Source organism: Flavobacterium sp., assembly GCF_035292545.1.
In the GTDB taxonomy this organism is placed as follows: domain Bacteria; phylum Bacteroidota; class Bacteroidia; order Flavobacteriales; family Flavobacteriaceae; genus Flavobacterium.
This window is the reverse complement of sequence record NZ_DATDPV010000073.1, coordinates 80,939-94,048: the sequence shown is the minus strand read 5'-3', so window position 1 is coordinate 94,048 and position 13,110 is coordinate 80,939. Positions and strand designations below refer to the sequence as shown.

The 13,110-nt window shown below is 36.2% G+C and carries 7 protein-coding genes; all 7 read left to right on the top strand.

Annotated elements, in window-relative coordinates:
• The first annotated feature begins 3 nt into the window (after nucleotides 1–3).
• The 7 genes from VI621_RS12525 to VI621_RS12495 all read left to right on the top strand — a co-directional run bounded on the left by VI621_RS12525 (nucleotide 4) and on the right by VI621_RS12495 (nucleotide 13,063).
• Nucleotides 4–438, top strand: coding sequence for a response regulator (locus VI621_RS12525; protein ID WP_324218738.1), 435 nt, complete (start codon nucleotides 4–6; stop codon nucleotides 436–438).
• Between the two features lie 93 nt (nucleotides 439–531).
• Entirely contained in the window at nucleotides 532–1,356 is an 825-nt protein-coding gene (locus VI621_RS12520) for a protein-glutamate O-methyltransferase CheR (protein WP_324218737.1), read from the top strand.
• A 5-nt stretch (nucleotides 1,357–1,361) separates the two neighbouring features.
• Nucleotides 1,362–1,922 (top strand): chemotaxis protein CheB, encoded by a 561-nt coding sequence (locus tag VI621_RS12515; RefSeq protein ID WP_324218736.1) that lies wholly within the window; start codon nucleotides 1,362–1,364, stop codon nucleotides 1,920–1,922.
• A gap of 59 nt (nucleotides 1,923–1,981) precedes the next feature.
• Nucleotides 1,982–5,629 (top strand): response regulator, encoded by a 3,648-nt coding sequence (locus VI621_RS12510; protein WP_324218735.1) that lies wholly within the window; start codon nucleotides 1,982–1,984, stop codon nucleotides 5,627–5,629.
• A gap of 33 nt (nucleotides 5,630–5,662) precedes the next feature.
• Entirely contained in the window at nucleotides 5,663–8,053 is a 2,391-nt protein-coding gene (locus VI621_RS12505) for a response regulator (RefSeq protein WP_324218734.1), read from the top strand.
• Nucleotides 8,054–8,472: 419 nt separating this feature from the next.
• Nucleotides 8,473–12,702, top strand: coding sequence for a chemotaxis protein CheB (locus VI621_RS12500; RefSeq protein ID WP_324218733.1), 4,230 nt, complete (start codon nucleotides 8,473–8,475; stop codon nucleotides 12,700–12,702).
• Nucleotides 12,683–13,063: a hypothetical protein gene (locus tag VI621_RS12495; protein WP_324218732.1), complete on the top strand. Its 381-nt coding sequence runs from the start codon at nucleotides 12,683–12,685 to the stop codon at nucleotides 13,061–13,063. Before VI621_RS12500 ends, VI621_RS12495 begins: the two co-directional genes overlap by 20 nt.
• The last annotated feature ends 47 nt before the right edge of the window (nucleotides 13,064–13,110 follow it).

Below are 13,110 nucleotides of genomic sequence, written 5' to 3'. Positions count from 1 at the left end.
GTAATGAAAAATGAAAAAAAAATAAAATTATTCCTTGTAGATGATGATGCCTTATTTCTAAAATCACTGGAAATTGAATTCCTGGAACATGCTGATTTTATAATTGAAACATTTCCAACCGGAGAACTTTGCATAGCAAATCTAGCAAATAACCCAGACATTATCGTGCTGGATTTTCATCTTGATGGTATTGATAAAAACGCAATGAACGGACTTGCAACACTTGACAAAATAAAAGCTTTTAATGCTGATATTCCGGTTATAATGCTATCATCCCAAGATAAAATTGAAGTAGCAGTAAGCTGTTTGCACCATAAAGCTTTTGATTATATAGTAAAAAGTGAAACTGCCTTTATGCGCTTACAAAAAACCATAAATGCTATTTTCGAATTTAAAAAAATGAAAAAAGAATTGAACTGGTACATGGACAGAATGTAATCTCTAATTCATAATAACTTTTCTTGAGTTTTAAACTAATAAATTTATCACTTTTAATTTGGTCAAAACCAGCGCCAAATTTATTCTGAAAAAATGCAATATAAAGACACATCGGAAATAGAAATTTCATTGCTACTGGAAGCAATTTATCGTAAATATGGGTATGATTTCAGGCAATATTCCCAAGCCCATATCCAGCGCAGAATTATGAGCAGAATGGCGATGTCAGGATTTGAGGATATTTCTCAGATGCAGTCCAAGGTATTAAATGATGAAACGTTTGCTTCCACTCTACTACAGGATTTATCAATAACTGTTACCGAAATGTTTCGCGACAGGGAATTTTATAAGTCCTTACGGGAAAATGTCATCCCAATTCTGAAAACTTATCCATTTATAAAAATATGGCATGCTGGCTGTTCCACCGGTCAGGAAGCTTATTCGATGGCGATTCTCCTACAGGAAGAAGGTTTATACGACCGGACTACCATTTATGCCACCGATTTTAATCAGCAGGCACTCAATCATGCAAAAGAAGGCATTTATTCTGCCAGCCTGATAAAAGAATACACCGCTAATTATCATTTGTCGGGAGGAAAAGAATCTTTTTCGAATTATTATTCTTCTCATTATGATCATGTCATCATGAATCAGTCACTCAAAAGCAACATTGTCTGGGCCAATCATAATCTGGTTACGGATAGTGTTTTTGCAGAAGTAAATCTAATCTTATGTCGAAATGTACTTATTTACTTCGACCGTGATTTACAAAATAAAGTACAGCATCTTTTTTATAACAGCCTGATTAATGGGGGTATCTTATGCCTTGGTTCCAAAGAAACTTTACAGTTTTCGGATTTGTATGACCATTATTCAGAGTTGGATAAGAAACATAGAATATTTAAAAAGAAATATTAAGAATAATGGACTATGAAGCAATTGTAATTGGAGTTTCCTCGGGTGGAATGCATGCGTTAAACCTCATCTTTTCTCATTTACCAAAGGATTTCAAGATTCCAATTATTATCGTCCAGCATATCGGGGCACATTCCGACAGTGAATGGATCAAAATTTTAGACCATAGAAGCCAACTCCACATCAAAGAAGCCGATGAAAAGGAGAAAATTGAAAAAGGAAACGTATATTTCGCTCCTCCTAATTATCATTTGTTGATTGAAAAGGACAAAACCCTTTCACTAAGCATTGAAGGACGCGTCAATTTTGCCCGGCCTGCCATTGACGTACTCTTTGAAACCGCAGCCGATGCCTATAAAAATAAATTGATTGGCATAATCCTTACCGGTTCCAATCATGATGGAACTAAAGGAATGAAAAGGATAAAAGAATTAGGAGGATTAACCATTGCACAGGATCCCGAAACGGCTGCATCGCCTTTTATGCCTGCTTCAGCAATCGCAGCGATGCAACCGGATTATATTTTGTCGCTGGAGGATATCATTAAGTTGCTAAAAAAAATAGCCTGAATTTGAATTTCGGTATAATAAAAACGATACAACATAATTTTACAAATAATAAAATATAAATGACACTTGGACGAAAAATAATAACCGGTTTTGCTGCTTGTGCCTTAGTACTTATTGCTGTGGCCATTTTTACTTTTAAAAACAGTGAAAAATATATCGCTTCCAATGCCATGGTTGACCATACCCACCAGATATTGTCAGAATTTGAACAATTACAAACTTCCAGCATTGATGCCGAAAGCGGCACGCGCGGTTTCGCTATTACGGGAGATCCTCATTTTCTGGAAACTTATTCAGAAGCGAATTCAGCAGTTTTCGAACACCTCAATAAGGTACGTGAACTCACAAAAGATAATCCAGCCCAGCAAAATAACATTGATGAATTGGAACTACAAATCAAATCGCGGATCAATCATCTGAACCAGGTTATTGATCTTAGAAAAAATGATTTTGAACAAGCCAGAGCATTAGTTGCTTCGGGCGAAGGAAAACAAATACAGGATAACATAGGCAAATTAATCGATCAGGCAAAAGGATTAGAACAGGCGCTGCTTGCTGAAAGAAAACAAACCAGTGTCAATGACGCCGAAAATTTTAATCTTGTGTTCCTCTTTTTTTTGGTGATTATTATCAGCATCCTTATCATCGTATACAAAATAATAACCAGCAATATAGCTGCGCTTAAAGCTTCCGAAGCAGAAAACCTGAGTAAAAACTGGCTGCTTAGCGGTAATTCAAAACTTAACGAAAAATTAATAGGAGACAAAAGTGTGGAACAGCTTGCAAACAGTACCATTAGTTTTTTATGCAGTTATTTGAATGCTAATATTGGGGCCGTCTATTTATTTGATGAAAAAGATAGTACGCTCGTACTTGGTGGACAATATGCTTTCTCTTCACCTAAAGATATTAAGGAAAAATTTACGCTTAACGAAGGATTGATTGGCCAGGCTGCCTGGGAACAGAAACAAATTTCATTGACCGATGTCAGCGAAAACCAAATTCGGATTACCTCATCTGTAATGGACGCCAAACCCAAACATCTGCTGATTACTCCCTTTTTACTTGACGGCAAAACGGTTGGCGTAGTAGAAATAGGAAAGCTTACTGAATTTAATGAAACAGAAAAAGAATTCATCAATGTTTCGATGAACAGTATTGCCATCAGCGTTAATACGGTTCAACAAGTCGAAGAAAAAGAAAAACGTGCCGCCGAACTGATTATTGCAAACAAAGAACTTGTCTTTCAAAGTGATGAAAAAGAAAAACGGGAAGCAGAATTGGTTATTGCCAATGAAGAACTTGTTTTTCAAAGTGATGAAAAAGAAAAACGGGCAGCAGAATTGGCTATTGCCAATAAAGAACTTGTCTTTCAAAGTGATGAAAAAGAAAAACGGGCAGCTGAGTTAGTCATTGCCAACGAAGAACTTGTTTTTCAAAACGATGAGAAAGAAAAACGGGCTGCAGAACTGGTGCTTACCAACCAGGAACTTGCCTATCAGGCCGAAGAATTACAGGCACAGCAGGAAGAGCTGCGACAAATGAACGAAGAACTCGAAGAGCAAACCCAAAACCTGAAACAACAACAGGAAGAACTGCAGATGACCAATGAGGAACTCGAAGAGCAAACCCAATCCCTGGAAGTAAAAAATGCAGAAGTCGAGGCTGCAAAAAATGATATTGAACAAAAAACAAAACAACTCGAAATCAGCAGCAAATATAAGTCGGAATTTTTGGCCAATATGTCGCATGAATTGAGAACACCGTTGAACAGTCTTTTGATTTTGTCCAAAGATTTATCGGAAAACAAACGAAAAAACCTTGACTCCATTCAGGTTGAAAGTGCTGAAATTATATATAAAAGCGGTCATGATCTTTTAATTTTGATTAATGAGGTGCTGGATCTTTCCAAGATTGAGGCGGGAAAAATGGGAATCGATATCGAAAAGGTATCGTTGAAAAATTTGGTAGACAACCTGATTCGTAATTTCAAGCATCATACAGATCAAAAAGGACTCGAATTAATTGCAAAACTGGATCCTGCCCTGCCGGAATCAATCCGTACCGATTCACAGCGACTCAACCAGATATTGAAAAACCTGTTATCGAATGCAATAAAATTCACCGACCAAGGTAGTGTGAGCCTGACTATTAATCGTTATACAGAAACTACGGTGATTATTTCCGTGACGGATACCGGAATTGGTATTCAGGACGACAAACTAATGGCCATATTTGAAGCTTTTCAACAGGCAGACGGCGGAACGGCAAGAAAATACGGAGGTACAGGTTTAGGCCTTTCTATTTCACGCGAACTTGCCAAATTATTGGGTGGTGAAATTAATGTGAGCAGTAAAGTAAATCAGGGTTCCACTTTTTCGCTTATTATTCCGGTGGAAATCCATAATGAAAACGAACCTTTCAAAACCAACACTGTAAAAGAAGTGGTTTCGCTTCAGCCTCATTCAGAAAAAGGCAGCCGTTTCTTGGATTATCCGACCATAGATGACGACCGAAATTCAATAAATCCTGATGATAAATTGGTACTTCTTATCGAAGATGACCTGAAATTTGCTTCTATACTTATGAATCAGGCCAACCAAAAAGGATTCAAATGTTTATCGGCAGCCACAGGAGAAGATGGTTTATTTCTTGCTTCAAAATACAATCCGCAGGCTATTATACTCGATATGGATTTGCCGGGAATCAATGGACATCAGGTATTGGTGGAGTTAAAAGCAAATCCTTCCATAAGACATATACCCGTTCATATTATTTCGGCAAATGAACGCACGCTGGGGCCAATCAAAGAAGGAGCTGTCGAATATTTGATGAAACCGATCGAGAAAAAAGATCTTGAAGAAGCCTTCAACAGAATCGAAAATTTCGTTAACAGAAAAATAAAAAACCTGCTGATTATTGAAGATAATGAGAATTCAAGAAAGGCAATGAAAATACTTATCGGCGATGGTGATGTAAAATGTTTTGAAGCCGGAACCGGAAAAGAAGCCCTTGCTTTGTACGAGAAAAATGAGATTGACTGTATCATATTAGACCTTGGGTTACCGGATATCAGCGGGTTTGATCTTATCCATCATTTCAAGGATTTAAGAAAACATCACCTTCCTCCTATCATTGTTTATACCGGCAAGGAACTTACCAAAGAAGAAAACGACGAGCTTCAGAAATATGCAGAAAGCATTATTATAAAAGGCGTAAAATCCGAGGAACGCCTGCTTGACGAAACGGCTTTGTTTCTTCATCGAACAATCAGGAATCTGCCTGAATCCAAACAAATGATGATTAACAGTTTACATGACAAGGAAGCGGTATTTCATGGAAAGAAAATATTGCTCGTTGATGATGATTCCCGAAACGTATTTGCTCTATCCAAAATACTGGTGGAGCGCGGCATGGAAATCATAAAAGCAGAGAACGGAAAAATTGCATTGGAAATGTTGGACTCCCACCCGGAAATCAATCTGGTATTGATGGACATCATGATGCCCGAAATGGATGGCTATGAAGCCATGAAACGAATCCGGTCCCAACAAAAATTCCGGACTTTACCTGTAATTGCGCTCACGGCAAAAGCTATGAAAGACGATAAACAAAAATGTATTGATGCCGGGGCCAACGATTACATCACTAAACCTATTGATGTCGAACGCCTGCTCTCCTTGATGCGTGTATGGCTAAGTAAATAAAAAACGAAGTGACTAATTTTTGATTGAAATAAAATGAATAGTGCTGTTAAAATTTTATCGGTAGACGATCGTCCAGAAAATCTGTTTGCTCTGGAAATCATTCTTCGTGATGAAGACTATGAATGTGTAAGGGCAAATTCGGGCTCGGAAGCATTAGAAATTCTTCAGCACGAACAGGATTTTGCTATCATATTAATGGATGTGCAAATGCCGATGATGGATGGTTTTGAAACGGTGGAATTAATTCGTCAGATTGAAAAACTGAAACATGTCCCAATTATTTTCCTTACTGCCAGTATGGATTCATCCGTACATATTTTTAAAGGCTATCAGGCTGGTGCCGTTGATTATATGATTAAACCGCTTTCACCAGAAATCTTAAGAGCAAAAGTATCCGTTTTTGTAGATTTATATAAAAAAAATTATGAATTATTAGTTCAAAAGGAACAAATGGTTCTGCTGAACAGCGATGTTACAGCCCAGAAATTAATTTCTGAATATTCCCTTAGTCTTATCGAAGCCAGTCTAGATCCGCTGTTTGCCATCAGTATTGAAGGAAAAATTACCGACACGAATAATGCGTCGGTAAAAGTTACAGGCATCTCACGAGAGCAATTATTGAACACCGATTTCATTAATTATTTCACAGAGCCGCAAAAAGCGCGCGAAGTTTATCAGGAAGTGTTCGCAAAAGGATCTGTTGCCGATTCGCCATTAAGATTCCGCCACAAGGACGGCAAGCTGACCGATGTGCTATTCAACGGATCGGTTTATAAAAATGATAAGGGAAAAGTCCTTGGAATTGTTATCGTTGCACGGGATGTCACCGCCCAAAAAAGATTTGAAAATGAGTTGATAGAAGCCAAAAGCAATGCGGAAGAAGAAAGACAAATAGCGGTGGCGGCAGTAAAATCGAAGCAGCAATTTTTATCCAACATGAGTCATGAAATCCGCACACCGATGAATGCCATTATCGGATTTACCAAGGTGGTTTTGAAAACTGATTTAAATAAAAAACAAGAAGAATACATAAATGCCATTAAAGTGTCAGGAGATACCTTGATTGTTTTGATTAATGATATCCTTGATCTGGCAAAAGTAGATTCGGGCAAAATGACATTCGAGCAGACTCCTTTCAAAATGTCAGAATCGATATCGGCAATGCTTCAATTATTCGAAACAAAAATTCAGGAAAAAAATTTACAATTAATACGGGAATACGACAGCAGAATATCTGAAGTATTGCTTGGTGACCCAGTGCGTTTACATCAAATTATTTTAAATCTGGTGAGTAATGCCGTAAAGTTTACCAATAAAGGAAAAATTACGGTAAGCGTAAATTTACTCCATGAAAATGATGATAAAGTAACCATCGAATTTGCGGTTGCCGATACCGGAATTGGAATTGGAGATAATGAACTGGAAAATATTTTTGAAAACTTTCAGCAGGCAACCACCGATACTTCCAGATTATACGGAGGAACTGGATTAGGGCTTGCCATTGTAAAACAATTAGTGGAACCTCAGGGCGGAAGCATCAGCGTAAAAAGCAAAGTGGATGAGGGCTCTGTTTTTAGTTTTATATTGAGTTTTCAAAAAACAAATGCCCTTCCTGAATTAGAAACAGAACAGGTAAAATTAGATTCTGAAATTGAAAACATAAAAGTATTGGTGGTGGAAGACATTCCCCTCAATCAATTGCTGATGGAAACGCTATTGGATGATTTCGGATTTGAACGCGATATTGCCGCGAATGGAAAAATAGCCATCGAAAAACTAAAAAACAACGCTTACGATATTATTTTGATGGACTTGCAGATGCCCGAAATGAATGGGTTTGAAGCTACGGAATACATTCGTAACACCATGAATTCAAATATTCCCATTGTTGCCCTGACTGCCGATGTCACCACGGTAGATTTAGCAAAATGCAAAGCAGTCGGCATGAATGATTATATTTCGAAACCTGTGGATGAAAGATTATTGTACAATAAAATAGTTAGTCTGGTAAATAAACCGATACTTATCAGTCAAACAGCATATGAAGGCAATCCTATTAAAAAGCCTAAATGCACTGACCTCACCTACCTTAATCAGCGTACCAAATCAAATCCAAAATTAATGATGGAAATGATTTCGCTTTATCTTGATCAAACATCCTCTCTAGTTAACACGATGAAACAAAGTTTGGAAGATAAAACTTGGGATTTGTTGCAAGCAGCAGCACACAAAATAATTCCTTCATTTTCAATAGTGGGAATAAGCAAAGATTATGAAGACATGGCAAAAAAAATTCAGGAATATGCAAAAACAGGCCATCAAAGAGATGAAATACCCGGTTTGGTTTTAGCAATTGAAACCATATGTATACAAGCATGCCAAGAATTAGAAGAGGAGCTGAACACCCTCAAAAATAATAAATAGATAAAAGAGGGATCAAATATTTTCCACTTTCAGCCCTTTGTATGTTATAAATATTATAAAAAATTGAGTTAATATAAGTCCAAAATGGAATCCATTCAATCTTATTCCTGTGTCAAATTACAATATACAGTGGGCCTAAGCAGTAAAACTATCAATTATTTGAAGAAAGATTGAAACAAAACATGATGTCTATATGAATAGTTTATATTTTTAGCCATCTTTGTAATATAAAGTGCCATTAGATAACCCTTAATTTTCAATAAATTAAGGCTCTTATTACCTTATCGGGGAGAAGAAAAATTATACTATTTTTTATGATAATTTCAGGATGATGATGGAGGAGAATCGGTAAGAAATAGGTTTGTATTCAATACCATTGAAGTATAAACACACAATTCATTTACAATAGATAAACTATTATGGGATCAGATCTTACCTTACTAAATAAGAAAGCAAACCTTCCGAAAAAAGGCAAGGAGAAATCATTCACCATAGTAGCTATTGGTGCTTCAGCCGGAGGGTTGGAAGCCATGAGTACTTTATTGAAAAAATTACCCCCCGATACAGGCATGGCTTATATTTATGTGCAACACCTGAGTCCTGACCATAAAAGTTTACTTACTTCTATTTTATCCAAGATCACTAAAATGAAAGTGCAGGAAATTGATAACATGGAAAAAATGGAACCTAATAATGTATATGTGATTCCGCCCAATAAAGTAATTGAGGTAGTTAATGGGCATATTCAATTGCTTCCCCGAATTAAAAAAAATATACCTAACCTCACCATTGATCTTCTATTTGAGTCCCTCGCCGAAACACATAAAGAAAATGTAATTGGCGTTGTTCTTTCGGGTTATGCCAATGATGGCATGATTGGGTTAAAAGCAATAAAAGATGCAGGAGGAATTACCTTTGCCCAGGATGAAACCGCTCAGGCAAGCAGCATGCCTAAATCGGCTATTGCATCAGGCGTGGTTGACTTTATTTTATCCCCTGAAGAAATTGCTGTCGAATTAGTCCGTCTTGGTAAAAGTGGTATTTTGAAACCTGATATCAAAGAAAAAGAGACCGAGACCTACACAGAATTAGATATTGAAAACAATAACTACGATCTGAATACTATTTTAGAACTTTTGCTTAAAGAAACTGGTGTAGATTTTAGTCATTATAAAATGCCTACCATAAAAAGACGCATCAGTCATAAAATGCAGCAGTATGGCATAAAAACAGTAAAAGAATATGTAAAGCTTTTGCTGAAAAAAAATAATGAGATAGAGATCCTTTATACCGATTTGCTTATTAATGTGACGAGTTTTTTTAGAGAAACGGAAACATTCCATTATTTAAAAACCAATCTCCTCCCTAAGTTACTTAAGGGCAAAACAACGGAGGAAACACTCAGAATTTGGGTACCTGCCTGCTCTACAGGTGAGGAAGCCTATTCCATCGCCATGATAATTACAGAATTACAGGAAAATAAAACCAATAAAATACCTGTTCAAATTTTTGCAACTGACCTTAGCGAAAAAGTAATACATGAGGCACGCATTGGAGAATATTCCCAAAGCGATGTGAAAACAATTCCCAAAAAGTATTTGGATCGCTTTTTTACTAAAATGGGTGACAATTATCGTATCGTTAAAGAACTACGGGATATGATTGTTTTTGCACCTCACAATATTTTACGTGATCCTCCTTTTTCTCGTATGGATTTTGTCAGTTGCTGTAATCTGCTTATCTATTTTGATGCTGCAGCCCAGAAAAAAGTCTTTTCAAGCCTTCATTTTGCTTTAAATGAAAGCGGCTATTTAATGCTTGGCAAAGCAGAAAGTATTGGAGCCTCATCCCTTCTTTTTGCACTGGCAAATAATAAATTTAAAATCTATTCCCGGAAAAATAATTTGGGAGTACGTAAAATCCTTGAATTAACGCCCCGTTTTACGCGCACAAATATGGCTACTAAAAAAATAGTATCCTCCTCTAAAAATACAAGTGTAAATCCGGCGGGTATAGAAAACGCTATCGATTCTGTACTGCTGTCCAATTATATGCCTGCATGTGCAGTAGTCAACAAAGACATGGAAATCCTCCAGTTCAGGGGACCGGTTTCCTCCTACCTTGAGCATCCTTCCGGCAGAGCCAGTCTAAATATTTTAAAGATGGCGCGACCTGAATTTGCTTTTGAACTCCGTAATGCAATCAATAAGGCAATAGAAACAAAACAATCCGTATATAAATCGGGTATTGAAATAGAAATTGATTCGGTTTTACGAATGATGTCTTTCGAAGTTTCCCCCCTTAAAATTGAATGGGATGAACCTTTACTGCTTATTGTTTTTAAACCTCAGGAGCAAATAGAAAAATATATTGAAACCGATAAAGACGGGAAAAATAATTCGACACTGAAAGACTTAAAAATAAAAAAGCTGACAGAGGAATTGAATAATACGCGTGCAGAAATGATTTCCATCATTGAAACGCAGGAAACTATTTATGAGGAATTACAAGCCGCTAACGAAGAGATTGTATCTTCTAATGAAGAATTTCAGACCTTAAACGAAGAGCTTGAAACCTCAAAAGAAGAAATTGAAGCTACTAATGAAGAGCTCATTTCAACCAATCAGGAATTGCAAATGCGCCATGATCTTCTGACAGAATCTTATGAATATTCAGAAGCCATTATTGCAACCATTCATGAGCCTATGCTTGTATTGAATAAAAATTTCCATGTAAAATCTGCAAACAAATCTTTTTATAAAAAATTTCTTGTCGAAAAGGAAGATACTGAAGGAAAGCTATTGTTTGATTTAGGTAACAAGCAATGGAATATCATTAAACTGCGGGAGGTATTAAATGATATTATTTCTAATAATAGCAGTTTCGAAAATTTTGAAGTTACCCATACTTTTTCCGGTATAGGCGAAAAAATAATGCTTCTAAATGCCCATCTTATTATTCAAAAAGTGAATAGTGAGCAATTAATTCTCCTTGCCATTGAAGACATTACAGATCGTTCACGTTATTATCTTAAAGAAAAATATTCTCTTAGCCTAATTGAAGCAAGTCTTGATCCGCTAGTTACCATAAGTACCGAAGGTAAGATTACAGACATGAATCAGGCCACAGTAAATATAACTGGAATCACACGTGCAAAGCTGAAAGACACTGACTTTTTCAATTATTTTACCGAACCACAAAAGGCCAGAGAAGTATATCAGGAAGTTTTTGCTAAAGGTTCTGTTGCCGATTCTCCACTTACACTTCGCCATAAAAAAGGAAAATTAACCGATGTATTGTTCAACGGTTCCGTTTACAAGGATGATAAAGGAAAGGTAATGGGAGTGGTTATTGTTGCCAGAGATGTTACAGAACAAAAAAGAATTGAAAAAGAATTAATAGAGGCAAAAGTATTTGCCGAACTGGCCACATTAATTGCTGAAGAAGCAAAAAACAAAGCCCAATCCGCCACTAGAATAGCAGAAAGTGCCGTAAAAGCAAAACAGCAGTTTTTATCTAACATGAGTCATGAAATTCGTACCCCTATGAATGCGATTATAGGATTCACTAAAGTGGTTTTGAAAACCGATTTGACCGACAAACAAAAAGAATATCTGTCTGCCATAAAAATGAGTGGAGACGCATTAATTGTACTCATTAACGACATTCTAGATCTGGCAAAAGTAGATGCCGGCAAAATGTCATTTGAACAAATCCCTTTTAAAATGGATGCGTCTATTTCTGCCATGCTTCATATATTTGAAACAAAAATTCAGGAAAAAAATTTAAAGCTGGTTAGAGATTATGACAAGAAAATACCTCACATTTTGGTGGGAGATCCAGTTCGTTTGCATCAGATTATTTTAAATTTGGTAAGTAATGCCGTAAAATTTACAACAAAAGGAAAAATTACCGTTAGCGTTCATTTGTTGAATGAAGACCAGGATAAAGTAACTATTGAGTTTAAAATTACCGATACCGGAATTGGAATACCAGAAGAAAAAATAAAAACCATTTTCGAAAATTTTCAGCAAGCTACCAGCGGAACTTCCAGATTATATGGAGGAACAGGATTAGGATTGGCCATTGTAAAACAATTAGTAGAATCACAAGGCGGTACTATAAATGTAAAAAGTAAAATTGACGAAGGATCAACATTTAGTTTTAAATTACCTTTTCAAAAAACTGAAGCCGAAACTGAAGCCGAAACTGAAGCCGAAACTGAAACAATACAAGTTAAGCCCATAAAAGTGTTGGTGGTCGAAGATATGGCACTGAATCAATTACTGATGAAAACATTACTGGATGATTTCGGATTTGAACGCGATATTGCCGAGAACGGAAAAATAGCCATAGAAAAACTACAAACAAATACTTACGATATTATTTTGATGGACTTGCAGATGCCCGAAATGAACGGATTTGAAGCTACAGAATACATTCGGAAAACAATGAATTCTAAAATTCCCATTATGGCTTTAACTGCAGATGTGACTACGGTTGATTTAGCAAAATGCAAAGCCGTAGGAATGAATGATTACATTGCAAAACCCATTGACGAAAAATTATTGCACTCTAAAATAGTTGGGTTAATTAAAAAAAGTTCAAAATCTAATGAACTCAAAGAGAATGGAAAAGGATCAAAGTAAAAAGTCAAAATGTATTGATTTAGCTTATCTAAAACACCGCACAAAATCCAATCCAAAATTAATGATTGAAATGATTTCATTATATCTGGACCAAACCACACCTTTAATCCGGGCAATGAAACAAGGTTTGCAAGATAAAGATTGTGATTTATTGAATTCGGCAGTACATAAAATGATTCCCTCATTTTCAATAATGGGTATTAGTCCTGATTTTGAAAACATGGCAAAAAAAGTTCAGGATCTTACCAGCCAAAAAGAATTTACAGATGAAATACAGGACTTGGTGATACAGCTTGAAGACATTTGTACACAAGCCTGCGAAGAATCAGAAGAAGAACTTAAGATTATTAAAAAACTTTAATTTAATTTTTTTATCCATGATTCAGCTTTCTATTTGAATGATTGATT